Origin of the sequence: Roseomonas aeriglobus (genome assembly GCA_016937575.1) — a bacterium.
Classification (GTDB): Bacteria; Pseudomonadota; Alphaproteobacteria; order Sphingomonadales; family Sphingomonadaceae; genus Sphingomonas; species Sphingomonas aerigloba.
Window position 1 is genome coordinate 1,328,058 of the sequence record JAFHKN010000002.1, and the last position, 20,408, is coordinate 1,348,465.

At 67.7% G+C, this 20,408-nt stretch carries 18 protein-coding genes and 2 tRNA genes; 7 read left to right on the forward strand and 13 right to left on the reverse strand.

Annotated features, from left to right (window positions below):
• Positions 1–19: 19 nt before the first annotated feature.
• From JW805_06855 to JW805_06885, 7 genes are all read right to left on the reverse strand, one after another.
• Entirely contained in the window at positions 20–757 is a 738-nt protein-coding gene (locus tag JW805_06855) for a phosphoadenylyl-sulfate reductase (protein ID MBN2971734.1), read from the reverse strand.
• Positions 758–776: 19 nt separating this feature from the next.
• Positions 777–1,202 carry a DUF934 domain-containing protein gene (locus JW805_06860; GenBank protein ID MBN2971735.1) on the reverse strand — a complete coding sequence of 142 codons (426 nt, stop codon included), beginning with the start codon at positions 1,200–1,202 and terminating at the stop codon, positions 777–779.
• The gene (locus JW805_06865; GenBank protein ID MBN2971736.1) at positions 1,195–2,826 is read right to left on the reverse strand and encodes a nitrite/sulfite reductase; all 1,632 of its coding nucleotides are present in this window, start codon (positions 2,824–2,826) and stop codon (positions 1,195–1,197) included. Before JW805_06865 ends, JW805_06860 begins: the two co-directional genes overlap by 8 nt.
• Entirely contained in the window at positions 2,826–3,122 is a 297-nt protein-coding gene (locus tag JW805_06870; GenBank protein ID MBN2971737.1) for a DUF2849 domain-containing protein, read from the reverse strand. Before JW805_06870 ends, JW805_06865 begins: the two co-directional genes overlap by 1 nt.
• Positions 3,119–3,907 carry a uroporphyrinogen-III C-methyltransferase gene (gene cobA, locus JW805_06875; GenBank protein MBN2971738.1) on the reverse strand — a complete coding sequence of 263 codons (789 nt, stop codon included), beginning with the start codon at positions 3,905–3,907 and terminating at the stop codon, positions 3,119–3,121. The genes JW805_06870 and cobA overlap by 4 nt, the downstream gene beginning before the upstream one ends.
• 285 nt (positions 3,908–4,192) lie before the next feature.
• Complete coding sequence (astD, locus tag JW805_06880; GenBank protein MBN2971739.1) at positions 4,193–5,620, reverse strand: succinylglutamate-semialdehyde dehydrogenase; 1,428 nt, start codon at positions 5,618–5,620, stop codon at positions 4,193–4,195.
• Positions 5,621–5,664: 44 nt separating this feature from the next.
• Entirely contained in the window at positions 5,665–7,014 is a 1,350-nt protein-coding gene (locus tag JW805_06885) for a YdiU family protein (protein MBN2971740.1), read from the reverse strand.
• 12 nt (positions 7,015–7,026) lie between these two features.
• Between JW805_06885 and JW805_06890 the strand changes: the two genes are divergently transcribed.
• The 5 genes from JW805_06890 (at position 7,027) to JW805_06910 (ending at position 10,443) form a co-directional block, all read left to right on the forward strand.
• Positions 7,027–7,926, forward strand: coding sequence for an alpha/beta hydrolase (locus JW805_06890; GenBank protein ID MBN2971741.1), 900 nt, complete (start codon positions 7,027–7,029; stop codon positions 7,924–7,926).
• Between the two features lie 33 nt (positions 7,927–7,959).
• Positions 7,960–8,712: an SDR family NAD(P)-dependent oxidoreductase gene (locus JW805_06895; GenBank protein ID MBN2971742.1), complete on the forward strand. Its 753-nt coding sequence runs from the start codon at positions 7,960–7,962 to the stop codon at positions 8,710–8,712.
• On the forward strand, positions 8,709–9,827 hold the full coding sequence (locus JW805_06900) for a hypothetical protein (GenBank protein MBN2971743.1): 1,119 nt from the start codon (positions 8,709–8,711) through the stop codon (positions 9,825–9,827). Before JW805_06895 ends, JW805_06900 begins: the two co-directional genes overlap by 4 nt.
• Positions 9,828–9,846: 19 nt before the next feature.
• Positions 9,847–10,323 carry a 2'-5' RNA ligase family protein gene (locus JW805_06905; protein ID MBN2971744.1) on the forward strand — a complete coding sequence of 159 codons (477 nt, stop codon included), beginning with the start codon at positions 9,847–9,849 and terminating at the stop codon, positions 10,321–10,323.
• A gap of 43 nt (positions 10,324–10,366) precedes the next feature.
• Positions 10,367–10,443 (forward strand) — tRNA-Met (locus JW805_06910).
• 20 nt (positions 10,444–10,463) lie between these two features.
• Here JW805_06910 and JW805_06915 read toward each other — a convergent pair.
• Both JW805_06915 and JW805_06920 read right to left on the reverse strand, forming a co-directional pair.
• Positions 10,464–13,292: an insulinase family protein gene (locus tag JW805_06915; protein MBN2971745.1), complete on the reverse strand. Its 2,829-nt coding sequence runs from the start codon at positions 13,290–13,292 to the stop codon at positions 10,464–10,466.
• 192 nt (positions 13,293–13,484) lie between these two features.
• Positions 13,485–13,946, reverse strand: coding sequence for an Lrp/AsnC family transcriptional regulator (locus tag JW805_06920; GenBank protein ID MBN2971746.1), 462 nt, complete (start codon positions 13,944–13,946; stop codon positions 13,485–13,487).
• A gap of 172 nt (positions 13,947–14,118) precedes the next feature.
• Between JW805_06920 and JW805_06925 the strand changes: the two genes are divergently transcribed.
• Together JW805_06925 and JW805_06930 are read left to right on the forward strand one after the other, a co-directional pair.
• Positions 14,119–15,900 carry a HAMP domain-containing histidine kinase gene (locus JW805_06925; protein ID MBN2971747.1) on the forward strand — a complete coding sequence of 594 codons (1,782 nt, stop codon included), beginning with the start codon at positions 14,119–14,121 and terminating at the stop codon, positions 15,898–15,900.
• Positions 15,901–15,920: 20 nt separating this feature from the next.
• Complete coding sequence (locus JW805_06930; protein ID MBN2971748.1) at positions 15,921–16,919, forward strand: polysaccharide deacetylase family protein; 999 nt, start codon at positions 15,921–15,923, stop codon at positions 16,917–16,919.
• Positions 16,920–16,967: 48 nt separating this feature from the next.
• On the opposite strand, the gene JW805_06935 is transcribed toward JW805_06930, so the two are convergent.
• The 4 genes from JW805_06935 to JW805_06950 form a co-directional block, all read right to left on the reverse strand.
• Positions 16,968–17,043: transfer RNA gene (locus tag JW805_06935), tRNA-Ile, on the reverse strand.
• 93 nt (positions 17,044–17,136) lie between these two features.
• Positions 17,137–18,636, reverse strand: a complete 1,500-nt coding sequence (gene pelF, locus JW805_06940; GenBank protein ID MBN2971749.1) for a GT4 family glycosyltransferase PelF — start codon at positions 18,634–18,636, stop codon at positions 17,137–17,139.
• Complete coding sequence (locus JW805_06945; GenBank protein ID MBN2971750.1) at positions 18,633–19,469, reverse strand: hypothetical protein; 837 nt, start codon at positions 19,467–19,469, stop codon at positions 18,633–18,635. Before JW805_06945 ends, pelF begins: the two co-directional genes overlap by 4 nt.
• Positions 19,469–20,407 (reverse strand): hypothetical protein, encoded by a 939-nt coding sequence (locus JW805_06950; protein MBN2971751.1) that lies wholly within the window; start codon positions 20,405–20,407, stop codon positions 19,469–19,471. Before JW805_06950 ends, JW805_06945 begins: the two co-directional genes overlap by 1 nt.
• Between the last annotated feature and the right edge of the window lies 1 nt (position 20,408).

Here is a 20,408-nt window from a genome sequence, read left to right on the forward strand (position 1 = left end):
TCGCCGGGGCGCTAAGACATCAAAAACTCGGCTGGTCCGCGTCGCCGTCGCTGACCGGACGGTGGATGCCGCATTCGGTCTTGTCCCACCCGCGCCAGCGCCCGGCGCGCGGATCCTCGCCCGGCTTGACCTTGCTGGTACAGGGCGAACAGCCGATCGACGCATAGCCTTCCGCCTCCAGCGGGTGGCGGGGCAGCTTGTGCTCGGCGAAATAGGCGTCGAGCCGTGTCTTGTCCCAATCGGCCAGCGGGTTGAGCTTCAGCCGCCCCTCGTCCTCCTCGAACCGCGGCAACGCCCGACGCGTGCCGGATTGGAAGCCCTTCCGACCCGAAATCCACGCATCGAAGGGGGCTAGCGCGCGTCGGAGCGGCTCGACCTTGCGGATCGCGCAACAGCCGTCCGGGTCATATGACCAGCGCAGGCCCGTCGCGTCCTTTGCTGCGAGCAGATGCGGATCGGGGCGGTAGACCCGAAGATCGGTGAAGCCGAGTTGCTCGGCAAGTTCATCCCGGTACTGAAGCGTCGCACCGAACATCTTCTGGGTATTGGTAAAAATGACCGGCACGGTCTTGTCGATCTGCGCGATCATGTGCAGCAGCACCGCGGACTCGGTGCCGAACGACGATACGGCGGCGATGCGCCCGTTCAACTCGCCGCCAATTAGGTCGCCGAGCAGATCCTGCGTCGACGTGCCGGCAAAGCGTGTCTCGTAATCGGCGGCGTCCGCCGCGGTGAACGCCGGTGCGACGTCGATCATGTCGATCTTGCGGGCAACGTTAGCCATGGCGCAGCCTCCACACAGGCGTCCGGTCGTCGGCGGCGCGCTGATAGACGGCGGTGTAGCGATCGAGCGCGCGTTGCAGCGCCGCCGGGTCGATCGGAGCTTCGGGGGCGAAGCTGTCGAAGCCGCAGCGGCGCATCAGCGGGATCTGATCGACCAGCACGTCGCCCTGCGCGCGCAATTCGCCGGTATAGCCGGCCTCGCGCAACGCCCGCGCGGTCGAATAGCCGCGGCCGTCGCGATAGGCGGGGAAGGCGACCTCGACCAGTTTGATCCGGGCGAGATGGGGCAGCAGGACGCGCACGTCGTCGCCGGATTCGACACGCACTGCGTGCGCATCCTCCTGTCCGACGAAGGCGTCGAGCGTCACCGCCGGCTCTTCATGCGCGGTATCGTCGCGGTAGCGCAGCAGCTCAGCCATAGATCGCCTCCTTGAACGGCTCCATGCCGAGCCGGCGGTAGGTATCGAGGAAGCGCTCGCCGATCTGTCGCTGAGCCAGATAGACGTCGGTCACCTTCTCGATCGCGTCGACCACCCCGTCCTCGTCGAAGCCTGGACCGGTGATCTTGGCGAGGCTGACGTCCTCCGCGCCCGAACCGCCGAGCAGAAGCTGATAATTCTCCGTGCCCTTCTTATCGACGCCGAGAATGCCGATGTGGCCGGCGTGGTGATGGCCGCAGGCGTTGATGCAGCCTGAAATCTTGAGCTTCAGCTCGCCCAGTTCGTGCTGGCGGCCGGCCTGGCCGAACCGCGTCGCAATCTTCTGCGCAACGGGGATCGAGCGTGCGTTGGCGAGCGCGCAATAGTCGAGGCCGGGGCAAGCGATGATGTCGCTGATCAGGTCGAGGTTCGCCTCGGCCAGCCCCGCCTCGCGCAGCACCGTCCAGATCGCATACAGATCGCGGGTGGCGACGTGCGGCAGGACGATGTTCTGGGCGTGCGTCACACGCAACTCGTCGAAGCTGTAACGCTCGGCAAGGTCCGCCATGACGTCGATCTGATCCGCCGACGCGTCGCCCGGGATGCCGCCGATCGGTTTCAGGCTGATCGTGACGATGCTGTAGCCCGGCTGTTTGTGCGCGGCGACATTCTGGTCGACCCAGACCGCGAAGTCGGGATCGCTGCGGTCGATGTCGGACGGCAGGTCGCGCTCGAACGCTGGCGCGCCGAACATCGCCGTGATCCGCTCCAGCTCGGCGGCGGGCGGATCGAGGTCGAGCGTCTTTAGCCCGGCATGTTCCTCGGCGACCTGGCGCGCAAATTCCTCGGCGCCCAGCGCATGGATCAGGATCTTGATCCGCGCCTTGTAGATGTTGTCGCGACGGCCGTGGCGATTGTAGACGCGCAGGCAAGCCTCAAGATACGACAGAATCTCTGAAGCTGGAACGAAGCTATTGATTTCAGGCGCGATCATCGGCGTCCGACCCATGCCGCCGCCGGCGAATACCCGCGCGCCGATCTGCCCGTCGCGCGTCACCAGCTGGATGCCGATGTCGTGCAGACGCATCGCTGCGCGATCGGTGTCGCTGGCGATCACCGCGATCTTGAACTTGCGCGGCAGGTAGGTGAATTCGGGGTGGAAGGTGCTCCACTGACGGATCAGTTCGGCCCAGGGGCGCGGGTCGGTGACTTCGTCCGCGGCGGCGCCGGCGAATTGGTCAGACGAGATGTTGCGGATGCAATTGCCGCTCGTTTGGATGGCATGCATCTGCGCCGTCGCCAGCTCCGCCAGAATGTCGGGCGCGTCCTCCAGCTTGATCCAGTTGAACTGGATGTTCTGTCGCGTGGTGAAATGACCGTAGCCGCGATCGTACTTCCGCGCGACGTGGCCGAGCATGCGCATCTGCCGGCTGTCGAGCGTGCCATAGGGCACCGCGACGCGCAGCATGTACGCGTGGAGCTGCAGGTACAGGCCGTTCATCAGCCGCAGCGGCTTGAACTGATCCTCGCTCAGCGCGCCCGACAGGCGGCGCTGCACCTGGTCACGAAATTCCGCGACGCGGGTGTCGACGATCGCCTGGTCATATTGGTCGTAACGGTACATCAGATAATCCAGTCGCCGGCCGACGGGTCGGCGGGCTTGAGCGTCAGGTCCGGGCGCACCGTAGGACCGAGCGCGCGGATGCGGTCCTTGATATGGGCGGGGCGGGGGCCTTCGGGCGTGGCGGTCGCGTCGATGACATAGGGGCCGGTGACGCGGCGGGCGCCTTCCTCCGCGCGGGCGATGCTCTCGCCGCCGTCGGCGACATCCGACGCATCCTCCACGTGGCGCGACCAGTCGCGGCCGGTCCACCAAACGACGTCGCCAGTCGCAAGATCGTTTCCGGTCAACAACTTCACGCCAGAACCTCCGCCTGTGCGGCAAGTTTGCCGAGGCGATCATCGGCATCGGCCAGCAATACGACTTCGCCGACGACGATGATCGCCGGGCTACCGACCTGTTCCCGCACGACCATATCGCCCAGGTCCGCAAGCAGCGTGCGCAACGCGCGGTGACCAGTCAGCGTGCCCTTCTCCAGGACTGCGACCGGCATGTCCGGAGCGACGCCGTCCGTCATCAGCTTGTCGGCGATATCGGTGCAGGTCGCGACGCCCATGTAGATGACAAGCGTACGGCCCTTGCCCGCGAGGCCGGACCAATCCTGGTCCTTCAGCCCCTTGCATTGGCCTGCGACGAAGCTGACGGCCGACGACCAGTCGCGGTGGGTGAGCGGCAGCATCGCCTCCGCCGCGCACCCGAGCGCCGCAGACACGCCGGGGATCACGTCGACCCGCAAGCCGGCGGCGCGCACCGCCTCGACCTCTTCGCCGCCGCGACCGAAGATGAAGGGGTCGCCCCCCTTCAGCCGGACGACGACCTGGCCCAACCGGACATGCGCGACGATCAGGGCGTTGATCCCCTCCTGCGGCAAGGTGTGGCGGTTGCGCTGCTTGGCTACGGAAATACGATGTGCCTCGGGCGGCGCCAGGTCGAGCACACGCGGGTCGATCAGGCCGTCGTGGACGACGACGTCGGCCGACTTCAGCGCTTCGACAGCACGGACGGTCAACAGGCCGGGGTCGCCCGGGCCGGCACCGACCAGAATGACCCGCCCGCGGGCGGTGGGATCGAGAAGGGTCGCCATGATGTCTGGCGAGATGGGCTTGTTAGCACGGGCTCGCAAACCAGCGATGCTTTGGGCGGGGGAAGAGGAAGTTTTGTTCACGCAAGGGCGCGAAGGCACGAAGAGAAGGCGCGTGGTTCCCGCGGCGGCGTGAGACGCGGGGAAACGCGTAGGCGCGCATCGCTTTGCGCAGGGTCAGCCGTTTGTGCCCACAGGAGACCAAAGCGGCGTGCTGCCTGATCCTCCGTGTCTACGCGCGACCTCTAGCCGCCCTGGCGCCCTCGCGGGGTTGCGTGACAATCCATCTCACCGATCGCCATCGATATCGCGAAGGCCGATGCCGATGCTGGCACGCGCCTGCTCGGCCTCGTTGCTCGCTACGGGATACGCGCAATAATCGGCTGCGTAATAGGCGGCGGGGCGGTGGTTGCCCGACCAGCCGATCCCGCCGAACGGGGCGTTGGAGGCCGCGCCGTTGGTCGGGCGGTTCCAGTTGATGATGCCCGCACGGATGTTCGCCCAGAAGGCATCGTACAGTTTCGGATCCTGACTGATGAGAGAGGCGGACAGGCCATAGCGGGTGGCGTTGGCTTCGGTCAGCGCCTCCTCGAACGTCTTGACCCGGACCAGCTGCAGGATCGGTCCGAACAGTTCGACGTCGGGGCGTTCGCGCGCGTCGGTCATGTCGATCAGCGACGGCGTGAGAAACGGGCGATCGGCAACCGGGCGCTCGAGGTGCTTGAGCGGCCGGCCGCCCATCGTCATCAGCGCCAGAAAGCTTTCGGTCAGCATGTCGGCGGTATCGTTGTCGATCACCGGGCCCATGAACGGCTGCGGATCGGCATGCGGCTCTCCGACGATCATGCGGCCGCACAGTTTCAGCACTTCGGCGATCAGCGCGTCTGCCACTGCCGCATCGACGATCAGCCGGCGTCCGGCGGTGCAGCGCTGACCCGACGTCATGAACGCCGATTGCACGACCAGCACCGCGGCAGCGTACAGGTCGGGCTGGCTCCAGACGACGATCGGGTTGTTTCCGCCCATCTCCAGGGCCAGGATCTTCTCCGGGCGGTCCGCGTAGAGGCGGTTGAGCGCAAGACCCGTGCGTGCCGATCCGGTGAACAGAAGCCCGTCGATGCCGTCGTGGGCGGCCAGTGCCTTGCCCTCGTCCGCGCCGCCGACGACCAGCCGTACGCATCCCTCGGGCACGCCCGCGGCATGATAGCATTGGACCAGGAACTCGCCGACCGCCGGCGTCTTCTCGGACGGTTTGAATACCACGGCGTTACCCGCCAGGAGCGCCGGCACGATATGGCCGTTGGGCAGGTGCGCGGGGAAGTTGTACGGCCCCAGCACTGCAAGCACGCCATGCGGCTTGTGGCGCAGCGCCATGCGCGCGTTCATCGGAGTTTCGCTGCGGCGCTGGCCGGTGCGTTCGGAATAGGCGGTGACGGAGATGTCGACCTTGGCGATCACCGCCTCGACCTCGGTCCGCGCGTCCCACAAAGGCTTGCCGGTCTCGCGCGCGATCAGGTCGGTCAGCGCATCGGCGCGCTGGCGCACGACGTTTGCAAAGCGGCGCAGCGTCTCGATCCGGTAGGCGATCGGCTGTGACGCCCAGGCCGGCCAGCTTTCGCGAGCGCGAGCGACTTCGGTGTCGACGTCGTCGGGCATCCGTCGCCAGAGGATCGCGCCGGTCGCCGGTTCGGTCGAAAGGATTTCTTGCCCCACCATTTCGGCACGTCTGCCGGGAAAGTCCTTGATTGCCAAGGGGGGCGTCAGGCGAGAGCGTCGCCCATTTGGCGGATAGACGCCACCTTAGTGTGAAACGGCGCCCAATCGTCGCGTTCGTCGATCGCCGACCAGATCGTCTCGACTTCGTCGATCAGCATCGAACACGGCGCGCCCGACCAATAGGGATGCGTCCGATCCTTGCGCGGGTGATAGGGTTGCAATGCCGCACGCGCCGCCGCGAAGGGCTCACCATAGCGTTCGGGCAGTTCGCCGCCGAACGCCTCGAAGAAGAAGCGATCGGTCGGCGTATCGGTCGCGCGCAATGCCGGTTCGATGGCCTGGACCAGCGCGCGATCCTCTCCCGCGTTGCGCGGCGTGACGCCAAGCCGCCAGAGCAGGGCGCGCGTAACCTCGCTCTGGTACAGGTCAGGAAAAGCCTCCAGCGCGGCGATCAGCGGCTCGGCGTCGACCAGGGTGCGCAGGCTGACCGCCAGCTGCATGACGTCCCAGTGGATCGCCTCGGGCTGGCGGCCGAACGCGTAGAGGCCGGCATGGTCGAAATAGGCAGCGACATGGCCGGGATCCCACGTCGGGGTGAACCGCCAGGGGCCGTAATCGAAGCTTTCGCCGGTCACGTTGATATTGTCGGAATTGAGCACGCCGTGGACGAAGCCCGCCGCCATGTAGCTGGCCGCCAGCCGCGCCGCGCGGGCGACGACGTTCTGCAGCAGCCGCACCGGATCGCCCGGCGCAGCGTCTTGGAGCCGGACGAGCACATAATCGACTAGCCGCGCCATATTTTCCGCGTCGCGCAGATAGGCGAGCCGCTGGAAGGTACCGATGCGGATGTGACCGTGGCTGAGCCGCACGAGGACGGCCGAGCGGGTCGGGGAGGGCTCGTCGCCGCGCTCCAGCGCCTCACCTGTCTCGATCAGCGAGAAGCTGCGCGAGGTTTCGACGCCCAGCGCCTGGAGCATCTCGGTCGCCAGCACTTCGCGCACGCCGCCCTTCAGCGTCAGCCGACCGTCGCCGAACCGGCTCCATGGCGTCTGGCCGGAGCCCTTCGTGCCCAGGTCCATCAGCCGGCCCCTGTCGTCGGTCAGCTGCGCGAACAGGAAGCCGCGGCCGTCGCCGATGTCGGGATTGTAGGTGCGGAACTGGTGGCCGTGGTACCGTAGCGCGAGCGGCTGCTCCAGGCTGCCGGGCAGGGGCGCGAACCGGCCGAAGTGGCGCACCCAATCGTCGTCGCTCAGGCCGTCCAGGCCGACCTCCGCCGCGGCCCGGTCGTTGCGGAACCGCAGGATCGTCTGCGGAAAATCAGCCGCGGTTACCGGATCATAGAAGGCGTCCCCTAATTCGAGGATCGCGCGTGACGGTTGCAGTCTGCTGGCCATGCGTGGATATGGGTGGCCATGGTCAGTGAGCGCAACCGCCCCTATGCCGACGCCTATTGGGAATCGCGCGATGGGCTGAGATTGCATTACCGCGATTATGCCGGCGGCGGCGATGGCCGCCCGCCGATCCTGTGCCTGCCGGGCCTGACCCGCAATGCCCGCGACTATGCGACGCTTGCCGAGCGATTGGCGCCCGAGTGGCGTGTGCTGGCGATCGATTTCCGCGGTCGGGGCGAAAGCCAGGCGGCCAAGGACCCGATGAGCTATGTGCCGCTCACCTACCTCCAGGATATCGAGGCGCTGCTGGAGGATCAGAAGATCGACCGGTTCGTCGCCTTCGGGACGTCGCTTGGCGGAATCGTGACGATGCTGCTCGCGTCGGTCGAACGCAGCCGTATCGCCGGCGCGCTACTGAACGATGTCGGGCCGGAGATCGAGGCGGCGGGGCTTTCGCGAATCCGCGGCTATGTCGGCAAGAACACGTGGCACCCGACGTGGCTGCACGCGGCACGCGCGCTGGCGGAGGCGAATTCGGACGTCTACCCAGACTATACGATCGAGGCGTGGCTCGCGATGGCGAAGCGGCTGTATCGCTTGAACTCGGCCGGGCGGATCGTGCTCGATTATGACATGCGCATCGCCGAGCCGTTCCGCGTGCCCGGAAACGAAGCCGGGCCGGACATGTGGCGTACTCTGGATGCGCTCGCCGGACGGCCGGCATTGGTGCTGCGCGGCGAGCGATCGGACATCCTTTCGGAAAAGACCGCCGACGCGATGGCGCTTCGGCTGGGCGGTCGGGCAGAGGTGGTGACGGTGCCCGCGGTCGGGCATGCGCCGACACTGGACGAACCAACCTCGATCAGGGCGATATCGCGCCTGCTCGACAAAGTGCTGGAACCGGTGCCGGCCTGATCCTTTGTCCCCCGACACCTCGGGAGACTATCAATGACCGACGCGTCCGACGCGCATACCGCCATAACGTCGCTCAAGGGGCGGCGGATCGTCGTCACCGGCGGCACGACCGGCATCGGCCGCGCCATCGCCGTGCTGCTGGCCTCGGAAGGCGCCAGGCTGCACATCTGCGGGCGCAATCCTCAGCACCTGCAGGACGCGCTCGACCGCATTGGCGAGGTTGGCGACGGACAGGGGACGAGCATCGACCTGGCCGAAGAGGGCGCGGTGCCGCGCTATTTCGACGATGCGGTGCAAGCGCTCGGCGGGCTCGACGTGGCGGTCATCAATGCGGCCATCGCGGCCGAAGGGCTGACCGACATGAGCGCGGACGACCTGCGCTACGCGATCGCCACTGATTTTACCGCCTATCTGACCAGCGCCCACGCCGCGATCGACAAGGGCGCGACGGACCTCGTCCTGATCGGCTCGATGTCGGCGCATGTCCTGGGCCCGGGATCGACCGTCTATGCCGGGATCAAGGCGGGCATCGCCGGCTTTGCCGAAGCGCTGCGTCGCGAGGTCGGTCCGAAGGGCATCCGCGTCTCGCTGGTCGAACCTGGCAAGACCGGTGCGGACATGCAGCTGCCGGACATTCCGGTCGAGGAGCAGCGCAAGATGATCCACGACCAGACGATGCTGCGTGCCGAGGACATTGCGGTCGGGGTCCAGTATATTCTGACGCAACCGCAGCGCACCGTCGTCCAGCAATTGACGATCGTACCGCGCGATCAGGAGGCCGAATGAGTTTTCCGACCGACCGGCTGGTGTTCACGCCGGCCGACATCGACCTCAGCCGCTCGCCCCTGCGCGGACATTTCGATACCGAAACCTATGTGCTGGGTGCATTCAATCCCGGCATGACGCGGCTGGCGAACGGCAATCTGCTGCTGATGGTCCGCGTGGCGGAGGCGCTGCGGACGCCCATCCGTGACGGGCACATCCCCGCCATTCGTTGGACTGACGGCACCTACACGCTCGATGCGTGGCCGCTCGAACATGTCGATACCAAGGACCCGCGCAAGTTCATGATGCGCGCGGCCGGGTGGAAGGTGATGGCGCTGACCTCGCTCAGCTGGCTTTTGCCGGTCGAGATGACGCCCGACGGGCTGGAAGTCGTCGCAATCCACTACGACCGCGCGATCGAACCGCGCGCGGCCTATCAATGCTATGGCGTCGAGGATGCACGGATCAGCCGGGTCGGTGACCGCTATCTGATGACGACCTGCTCGGTCAGTCCGGAACGGCATTCGACGACGCTCTACACCTCCACCGACGCGCTCGACTGGACGCTGGAGGGGATCGTCCTCGACCATCAGAACAAGGACATGCTGATCTTCGAAGGCCAACCTGGCGGCAAATATTGGGCACAGACGCGGCCGCTCGGCGATTTGTACTTCGCCTATCCGCCGGGCAGCGACTGGCGCGCAGGGCCGTCGATCAACCTCGCGACGTCGCCCGATGCGCTCCACTGGAAACCGTACGACGCGCCGGGCATCCGGCCCCATGCCGCCACGCTGGCGACCGCGCGGATGGGCGGGGGCACGCCGCCGATCCTGACCGATCGCGGCTGGCTGACATTGTGGCACGGCGTCGAGCCGTCGGGCGTCGTCGGCATCTATCGCACCTATTGGTCGATCCTCGACCGCGACGACCCGTCCAGGACCGTTGCGACCGAGCACACCGCGCTGCTCGAACCCGCGCCTGCGTTGACCGACCCGATCCGCGAGCTGATGTACCTCGACAACGTCGTCTTCACGACCGGCATTGCCGATGGCGGCGACCATTTTGTCGTGGCGAGCGGGGAGGCGGATCTCGCGTGCCGGATCACCCATATCCCGAAGGAGGTGTTCGCTGGCTGATCCCCTGATCGTCAGTGCGGTGTTCGGGCACGAGGATGCCGCCGCCCTCGACGGCTTGCGTCGTGCCCATTTCCCGCCGGAGCGCAACCAGTTGGCCGCGCATCTGACGCTGTTCCATCACCTGCCGCCCTCGGTCGCGGACGAATTGAAGCACCGCTTGGGTCAACTGACCCGCGGCGTGACGGCGCCGCAGGCGTGGCTGGGTGGTGTGATGTCGCTCGGCCGCGGTACCGCCTTCCGCGTCGAATCGCCCGAGCTGGAAGCGATTCGCGCCGATTTGGCCGACGCCTTTGCGCCCCTGCTGACGCCGCAGGATCAGGCCGGCTGGCGTCCGCACGTCACGATCCAGAACAAGGTCGCCCCCGCCGACGCCAAGGCATTGCAGGCGCAATTGTCCGCCGATTTCCAGCGCCGGCCGCTCCACATCAAGGGCCTCGCCAGCTGGTGGTATCGCGGCGGCCCGTGGGAGCAACATTCCCTGCACAACTTCGCTTGACCGCCGCGCGGCGGCGACCTATTGGGCGCGCCTCACGGAGTTGGGCGGAGTAGCTCAGCTGGTTAGAGCAGCGGAATCATAATCCGCGTGTCGGGGGTTCAAGTCCCTCCTCCGCTACCACCGGCTCCGTGATTTTCCCCTCACTCGATCAGCGGTTTCGCGGCCACCGGCTTGCCGGCACCGAGTGCGTCCAGGCGCCCCATTTGCGTCGCAGCGTCGCCGACCACGACGTATGTCATGCGATCGACCGGCCAGTAGCGCTGGGCGAGGCCGCGGATACGGTCCACCGTCATGCCGTCGAGCACGGCTGCCTCGCGCACCGGATAGTCCGCCGGCAGGCCATAGTCGCCCATCAGCGCAAGCATATCGAGCTTGTCGATCAGTTGTTCGAACTGGAACGCACGGGCTTTCGACAGCGATGTCTTGGTCAGTGCCAGGTCGTCGGCGGTGAACGTCGTCGGATAGTCGGCGACGATCTTGCGTGCGAGGCTCGCCGCCTCGAGCGTCACGTTGGCGCGCACCGGGCTCGACAGCGTCCAGCGGCCTTCGCTGCGCCAGCCCTGCTGCCCCGAGCGGATACCATAGGTATACCCCTTGCCCTCGCGCACCTCCTGCGTCAGCCGCGAGGCGAAGCCGCCGCCGCCGAGGATGTAGTTGGCGACGTGCAGCGGATAATAGTCCGGATCGGCGCGGCGGACGGTCGGCGTCGAGAACATCAGCAACGACTGTTTCGCGTCGGGCACGTCGTAAAAGTACAGGAGGGCCGCGTCGGGCTTCGTTGGCTCCGGCAATGCTGCCAAGGCGGTCGGGGGCGTCGTCCAGGCCGCGGCGAGCGGGGCGAGGGCGGCGGCCGTCTGGGCTTGAGTCACGGCGCCCGCGACCCGGAACCGCGCGGCCCGCGGCGACAGGCTGGCATAGGCGGCCTTCAGATCGTCCAGCGTCAGCGCGGCGATCGAATCGGGCGTGCCGAGGATATCCTGCGCCAGCAGCGATCCCTGCGGGTAGCTGACGACATTCGTCACGCGCATCGCGAGCGCCTGCGGGTCCGACTTGTTATCCGCGATCCGGGCCGTCACCGCGGCCTTCGCCAGCGTGAGCTCTTTCGCATCCCAGCGCGGTTCGAGCAGGATCTCTCGGAACAGCGCCAGCGTCGCGTCGTAGTTGCGCGCCAGCGTCGTTCCCGACACCAGCAGACGTTCGCGATCGACACTCGCGTCGATCCGCGCGCCGAGGGCTTGTAGCGCCTTCTCGAGCTCGGCCGGCGTACGGCGCGCGGTGCCGCGAGTCAGCATGCGCGCGAGCAGCGTCGCCGTGCCCGGCTTGGCCCCGGCGTCGAGCCGCTGGCCGCCATCGACCGACAAAGTGAAGCGGACAACGGGCAGCTCGCGGTCCTCGATGCCCGAAACCGCGACGCCGTTGGCGGCGGTCATCTGCCACGGTGTCGGCGGCGTTACGGTCGGGGCGGGGCCGAACGGCGGTTCCCTGGTCCGATCGATCTTCGAGGGCGTGCGCGTATAGGCCGTGCGGCCTGCGTTCTGGTCGACCGCCGCCTCGGCACCCTGGACGATCGGTTCGGTCACCGGCGTCACCATCGTCGCACCGGTCAATGCGAGCGATGCCTTGCCCTTCGGCACGGCGCTGACCGAGACGTTCGGCCGCTGGTAGACATAGCGGCGGAACACACGGTCGATGTCGGCCGGGGTCAGCGCACGCAGGCGCGTGAGATAGGTGTCGAGGAAGTTCGGATCGCCCGTCTGCGCCTCGTACCGCGCGATCGCCGTCGCCTTGCCGTCCACGTCGCCCAACTGGCTATAGATCGCCGCCTCCCGCAGCGTCTTGACGCGCGCGAGCGCGGCCGGATCGACGCGAAACTGTGCGAGGCCCTGATCGACGGCCGCCTTAACCTGATCGAGCGTCACGCCAGGGAAGGCGCGGACCGCCAGCACCGATTCGCCCGCGATCTCGCTGTCCCAATTGCCGATGTCGACCTTGTCGGTCAGCTTCTTGTCTTCGACCAGCAGCTTGGTCAGCGGCGCCTCGCGCCCTTCGGTCAGCAGGTCGCCCAGCATTTCGATCGCAACGGCGTCGGGGTGGCCGACGCCTACGGTCGGCCAGGCGATCGAGAGCTGCGGCAGCTTGGCATAGCTGTCCTCGTACGCGATCGACTTCGCCGCGTTCAGCGTCACCGGTTGCGGCCTCGGGCGAGCGGCGGGCGCGCCGCGGGCGATCTCGCCGAAATATTTCTCGACCCACGCCTTTGCCTGGGCGGGGTCGAAGTCGCCCGCGATCGTCAGCGTCGAGTTGTTCGGCGTGTACCATCGGCGGTAGAATTCCTGCACGTCGCTCAACTGCGCCGCGTCCAGGTCCTTCATCGACCCGATGACCATCCAACGGTACGGGTGCCCCTCCGGGTATAGCGCCTCCGCCATCAATTCGTTGACATGGCCGTACGGGCGGTTGTCGACCGACTGGCGCTTCTCGTTCTTGAGGACCTGCTTCTCCTTTTCGAGCACGGCCGGGGTTACGGTCTTGATGAAGAAGCCGAGCTTGTCCGCCTCCGCCCAGATCATCTTCTCCAGCGCGTCCTTGGGCACCTCCTGATTGTAGACCGTCCAGTCGCGGCTGGTGCTGCCGTTGGCACCGGTCCCACCAATCCGTGCCGACAATTTGTCGAGCCCGCCGGGGCCGAGATTCTCCGAATTCAGGAAGAAAAGATGCTCGAACATGTGCGCAAAGCCGGTGCGCCCGGCGACCTCGCGCGACGAGCCCACATGGGCGGCCAATACCACCGCGACGACCGGATCGGACCGGTCGATGTGGAAAATGACCTTCAGGCCGTTCGGCAGCGTGTAGCTGGTCGTCGGCAGCACCTTCTGCGCCGCCGGGCGGGCGCTCTGCGCGAGTGCAGGCTGGGTCAGCGCGCTGGTGAGTGCAAGCGCCGCCAGCAGGTAGGTGCGTCCGATCGACATAAGTCCCCCCGAGGTGATTTTGCCGGGAGGTTAGGGGGCTTGGGAGGAGAGAACAACGGCCGTTGAAATCCTCCCCTTCAAAGGGAGATGGCCGGCGTAGCCGGTCGGAGGGGTGTCACCCACTCCGGATAGCGGGACACCCCTCCGTCGCGCTCACGCGCGCCACCTCCCCTTGCAGGGGAGGATTGCGAGTCACCCCACCGGGATCCCCGGCAGCGACTTCGACGTGCGGATCGTCAGCGACGTCTTCACATGGCTGACATTGGGCGCCGGGGTCAGCTGAGTCGTCAGCAATTCCTGGAAACTGCGCAGGTCGGTCGCGACGATTTTCAGGATGAAGTCGATTTCACCGTTCAGCATGTGGCATTCGCGCACTTCGGGAATGGTCGCGACATGTTGCTCGAACGCGGTCAGATCGGCCTCCGCCTGGCTTTTCAGGCTGACCATTGCGAACACCGTGATGGTATAGCCCAGGCTCGCCGGGTCGAGCGCGGCGTGATAGCCCTGGATCGCGCCCGCCTCCTCCAGCGCGCGCACACGCCGCAGGCAGGGTGGCGCAGTCAGCCCCACGCGCTCCGCCAGATCGACATTCGTCATCCGCCCGTCTTCCTGAAGAAGACCCAAAATCTGTCGATCGATCCGATCGAACGCCATAGTCGCCCCATTTATTCTATCATTCGTTCTCGCTACGATAAGAATATTACGCCGGAACGCAATTGTCTCACATTCGGACGGCCGCAAATCGAGGCCGATTTCGCTGTTTCCTTTCGCGACTCCCGGCGGTTAAAGATTCCTTACTCCCGTCGCCGCCGCGTCGGGACGGGGATTGGCTTCTTTGCGCTTCGACGACGTTCTCGGCACGGTTCGGACCATCGACCTCGCGAGCCCGTCGGCTGCGCAGGCGGCATGGCGTCAGATCGTCGATCTGGTCGGCCGTGGTCGGGCGGCGGCGGACGATTGGGCGCTTTCGACGCTGAGGACCATTCGCGACCGCGTACCGATCACCGCGCGCGCGGCGAGTGCGCGGGCGTTGTATGGCGCCCCGGCGCCGGCCGCCTTGGTGCGGCTGCTCGCGACCGACGACATCGCGGTCGCCGCCCCGATCCTGCGCCTCGCGACGCTGACTGACGCCGAATGGCTCGATCTGCTGCCGGCGTTGTCGCCGGCCGGCCGAGCGATCCTGCGCCACCGCCGCGACCTGAGCGGTGTCGTGCAGCGTGGGTTGGAAAGCTTCGGATCGGTCGATTTCGTGCTGTCCGACGAAGCGCCGGCCGCGGCGCCGGCATCGGCACCGGTGCCAGTCCTCGACGCCCAGCCCGAGCCCGAACCTGAGCTTGCGGCACAGCCCGAGCCCGAACTCGATCCGGCGCCCGCGATCGTCGAGGAGAGTGGCCCGTTCCTGTCGCTCGGTGCTATCGCCAAATCGTTGCCGATCGTGGCCGAGGCGCGGCGTCGCGAGAACGACAATGAAGCGCCGGTGGCCGAAGGCGGCGTTTTCCGCATTGCCGATGTCGTCGCGCGGATCGAGGCGTTTCAGAAGCGTCAGGACGAACACCCTCGCGCCGTCGCCACCCGCGCTGCGCCGGCACGCGAGTCGTTCCGGTTCGAAACCGATCCGACCGGGACGATCCGCTGGGTCGAGGGTATGGTGCGCGAAGCGATCCTCGGCACGTCCATCGCCACCCCGGCACGGCCCGCACAGCCGGGCGTCGACGGGATCGCCGCGGGTGCCTTCCGGCGTCGCGCGCGCTTTGCCGACGCGCATCTGATCGTGGGCGGGGCAGGGGATGCCGCTGGCCGCTGGCTGATGACGGGCATGCCGTTGTTTGATGCGGCGAGCGGCCGTTTCACCGGCTATCGCGGTAGCGCGCGGCGTCCGGAGCGGCACGAGTCGCCGACGCCTGCGCGTGCAGCGGCGGCGGCGCCGGCCGCCGATTCGCTCCGCCAACTGGTTCACGAACTGCGGACGCCGACCAATGCGATCGCGGGTTTTTCGGAAATGATCGAGTGCGAGATGCTCGGGCCCGTCGAGCCGGTCTATCGCGAACAGGCCGCGACGATGCGCGACGATGCGCATCGGCTGCTGTCGGCGATCGACGACGTCGATGTCGCGGCGCGGGTCGCGGGCGGCGCCCTGCCGCTCGACCCGGAAAGGATCGCGGTCGCGCCGATGCTGCACCGGCTGGCGGCCGACCTGCATCTGCTCGCGGAGGCGCGGGGCGCCCCGGTGCCGGTGATCGCCGACGAACTGACCGTCCTGGCCGATGCTCGTGCGCTCGACCGCATCGTCTCCCGCCTGCTCGGCACCGCGATCGGCGCGGCGATGATGGGCGAGGAGATCGCGGTTCATGCCGATGCCGAAGCCGGCGGTCGCGTCGCGATCTCGGTCACCCGTCCGCACGCGTTCGACGCCTATCCCGGCGACCGCATCCTGTCGGTCGATGACGAGGACAGCCCGGCCAGCCTGCTCGGCGTCGGCTTCTCGCTTCGGCTGGTTCGCAACCTGGCGCGTGCGATCGGCGGCGCCTTCGACATCGGTGAGCGGGCCATGACCCTCCACCTGCCGGCGGCGGACGACGATACGATGGGGCATACCGCTTCGTCCTGAGCCGCGCTAACAAGGGCGCGATGACGTTCCGCCCGCCTGCGCCGACGCCCGACCGCCACGTGCGCTGGCCATCCGATTTCGGACAGCGGTTCACGATCTTCGTCGATACCGAAGAGGAATTCGACTGGACGCAGCCCTTCTCGCGCGAGGAGCGATCGGTGACGGCGACCGCCGCGATCCCCGAAGCCACTCGGCGGTTCGCCAATGCGGGCGCAGCGCTGACCTTCCTGGTCGATCATCCGATCGCCACCGATCCTGCGAGCGTCGCCGCCATTGCCGAAGCGCTCGACGTCGGCACCTCGGCTGTCGGCAGCCAGCTACACCCCTGGGTCAACCCGCCGTTCGATGAAGCGGTAGACGTCGTCAACAGCTACCCCGGCAACCTGCCGGTCGCGTTGGAGGCGGCGAAGCTCGACGCGCTGGGGGCTGCCATCACCGCGGCCTTCGGAACGGCTCCGCGCATCTATCGTGCCGGACGATACGGCCTTGGCCCGAACACGCTGCGGCTTCTGGTCGAACGCGGCTATGCAATCGATAGCTCGATGCGGTCGCGCTTCGACTATCGACGACAGGGCGGACCCGACTTTTCGGGTATCGGCAATGACGCGTTCGTGACCACACCGGGCGTGGTCGAATTGCCGCTGACGACCGTCGATACCGGGGCGCTGCGATCGCTCGGCCCCGCGCTTTATCGCCGGGCGGCGCGCGTGCCGCACGGACCGGGCATGCTGGCCCGGACGGGCCTGCTCAACCGCGTCGCGCTGACGCCGGAGGGCATTCCGGTCGCCGAAGCGCTGGAGGCGGTTCGCGTCGTCGTCGGCGAAGGTCTGCCGCTGCTGAACTTCTCGTTCCACTCGCCGACATTGGTTGCCGGCCACACGCCCTATGCGCGTGACGCGGCGGACGTAGCCGCCTTCTGGGCATGGTGGGATGCGGTGCTCGGGCTGCTCGCGCGGCTGGGTGTAGGGACGGTGGGGGAGGCGGAGCTGGTCGCGGCCGTCGCCCACCCAGGGGCGTAGCGTCGCCCGATCTCGCCGACGCTTCGCCATGCCTTTCTGCGGTGGCGCTGGTGGGCCCGGCAGGACTCGAACCCGCAACCTAGCCGTTATGAGCGGCCAGCTCTAACCATTGAGCTACAGGCCCCCAGCGCTGGTCCCGCAGGACGCGCGGCGTTCTGACCGGGTGGGAAGCGGCTGTCCAGTGCATTCTGGCGACGCATTCCGCCGACCCCGGCGGTCATGACGTCGTCGCGCGCTCGGCGAGTTGGAGATAGAGGTCGCGGTACGCCGCGATGATCGTGCCGTGTTCGTAATCCGCGGTTACGCGGGCCTGCATCGTCTGCCCCATCGCGCGGCGGGTGTCCGGATCCTGCAGCAACCGGACGATCGCGGACGCGGTCGCTTCCGGGTTGACCAGCGGCGTGATGATACCGCCGTGAGCGCTGTCGGCGCCCCGTCCCTCGATCATTTCGCGGCAGCTGCCAACGTCCGGGGCGACGACCGGGATACCGCAGGCGCCGCCTTCGAGGATGATCAACGGCTGGGCTTCGGACAGGCTGGTCAGGACCAGCACATCGACCCGCGGCAGCCATTCGGCAATCGCGACGCGGCCGGGAAAGCTGATGACGTCGCCCAGGCCCAGATCCCGGACCAGCGCCAGACATTCGGCGGCATAGTCGGGATCTTCGTCCAGCGGACCCAAGACGACCAGCCGCGCCTTGGGCATTCGGGCATGGACCAGGGCCGCGGCGCGAACGAACGACTTGACGTCCTTGATCGGAACGACGCGGCCGAGCAGGGCGACCAGCGGCCGATCGGGATCGCGCTGATCGGGCAAAGCTGCGAAACGGCCGGTTTCGATGCCGTTGGGAATGACCTGCAGCCGCTCGGGATCGGCGCCCAGCCGACGCTGGACCTGCGAATTGTCGCCATACAGCGCGATGATCGGATCGCACGCGTCGTAGCAGGCGCTGCTGTAGGCCGAAAAGGCGCGCATCCACACGTCGCGCAAGTCGGCGACGCTCCGATCGACCGCCAGCCCCGAATCGATCTGATCGCCGATCCAGTCGGCCATCAGCACTTCGATCTCGCGTTCGAGCAGATAGATGCCGTGTTCGGTGATTGCCGCCGGGCGACCGGTCTGGCGGCGCGCCCGGGCGGCGATCACGCCGGCAAATCCGGTCGAGATGGTGTGGTAGACACGCGCCCGCGGAATGGGCGTCGTCAGACAGGCGAGCAGGCCGCCGAACAGCGCGCGCGTCGCCCAGAAGAAGTGGTGGAACGACGCGCTGGGCAGGACCGTCTCGTAATGCGCGCGGATCAGGTCGAAGACGATCGGATGGGCCAGCACGTCGGCCGGACGGGTCTGCAGGTTCAGCCGGGTGAACAAGTCGATCAGGTCGTTGAGCGGCTGCGCTCCGTCCTCGGCGATCACCCGGACAAGCGCCGCGCCGATCGCCGCGGCCGCCGCATCGGGGACGGCACGGGGGCGCTGCGGTTCGGGAGCGAGCCCGACCTCGATCAGCTCGACGACGTTGGGCGGCAGCGTGATGCGGTGTGGAAGCGGTGCCGCGCTTGGCTTGATCGCTACGATGGCGAAGCGGATATCGGGCAGGTGTCGGATCAGGTCGTCGAGCCATGCCGATACGCCGCCGATGACATAAGGATAGGCGCCCTCGACGATCAGGCAGACATCGACGTCCGGGGTGGCGGACGCGGCGGGGGAAGCGGCGGTCATGCCTGCTGCGGCCTGTTCCATCCGCCCAGACGCGCAGGCAGGTGTGTAGGGGCGCGTGCCGCCAGCGCGTCGAGCGTGGCGAAGTCACCGGCATCCCACGCGCTCTCGGCCAGCAACGCCTCGTAACGGCGCGTCCGCTCGACGGTCGTTGGTTGCGCGGCCATCAGCGTCAACGCTTCCTGCCGCATCGCGCGGCGCTGGGCATCCGACAACAGCGCGTTGCCGCGGGCATGGTCGGCGAGCAGGGTGACGAGCGCGTCCTGCGCATCCGCCTCGCCGCGCTCGCTGCGGGCGGTAAGCGCGGCGCGCTGCTCTGACAGATTGCCGATGACCCGCGCCGCCGCCGCGGCCGCCAGTGCGCGGATCGTCTGATCCTTGTCGGCCAGCGCCTGGACGATCAGCGGCGACAGCTGGGGCCGGAAGGCGCGCACGACCGCCTCCAGCGCGCGGCGTCGGGCCGCGACGTCGCCATGGGCAAGCACCGTCGAAAAGGCGCCGATCGATTCCGCCGGTGGCGTGTGAATGCGGCCGTCGAGCATGCGCGCGGCGGTCGCGGGCTGGGGCAGCCCGGCCTGCGCATCGCGATCGATCGGTGCGGGCAATTGCAACCGACGCCGCCAGGCGAGCCCCTGAGCGACGATCAGGCCGACGGGCCCGATCGCGCCGGCGGCTGCGACGCGCAGGCCGATCGGCCGGATCTTCCAGCTGGCGACATAGCCGGCGAGCGACAGGGCAAGGTGCCCGAACAGGCGAATCGTGTCGGGCAGGAACGCGGCCGTCAGCAGCGCGATATCGGCAACGCCGAGCGCGCACAGGGCCAGGATCGCGAGCATCAGCCCCGCCCGGCGCGGCTGGCGGGGGGTGTCGCGGGCTGCGCCCCCAGTTCCAGCACGCTGGGTAGCCAGGTCGCGATTTCCGCAAGCTCGGCGGCGCCGTGGCTGCCGATCGCGTCGAGCCCGGTGCGGTGCACGACAAGGCATCCCATCAGCCGCCCGTCGGACCCACGAAGCGGAACGGCCGCGACCCCGATGTTGGCGAGCCGTGGCCGGTCTTCCGCCACGGCAACAGTCAGCGGATCGACCGCGCGCTCGAGATGCTGAACCAGCGGCTGCGGCAGGATATCGGGGCGCGCGCCTGCCGCGGCGCCGCGCAGCCAGACGCGGGCGCCCTGGTCGGGATCGATACGGTAGCAGGTGAAGTCATCGGTCTTCGTCGCGACGCCCAGCAGGTCGCGCAGCGCTGCCCGTCGCTGGTCGACCGGCGCCGTGATCGCGGCTGCGGCGAGCGCGATGACACGACCGGGCGAAGCCCCATCGGTGGCCATGCGGACCTGTAGCGTGCGGTTGACGTCGACCAGCTCCTGATAGGCGCTATCCAGCCGAGCGGCATCGGTCGCAGCAGCGCGGCGCGAACGTCGCAGACGTTGGATGCGCCGAACGCGCGCATTGGTGACTTCCCCCACGGCAGTCGCCACGACGAACCAGAGGAGGGGGGTCGCCGACAGTCGGAGCAGCCGCTCGAGATAGTCACCGGCGGGGGCGACCTGCTGACCGAACGCCAGCCAGATCCCGGTCGACACGATGGCAGCGGTGAAGCCGGCTTCGGTGCCGTACGCCAGAGCCAGGATCAGGACCGGCACGCCGTAGGGATTGGGCGATATACCGGCGAAGGCGCTGCCCCCGGTGAGAATCCGATCGAACAGCGCGATCGTGCCATAGAGGATGGCGAATTCGGCCAGGACGCGCAGGCGCCGGCGCCAGGGTGAGGCCATG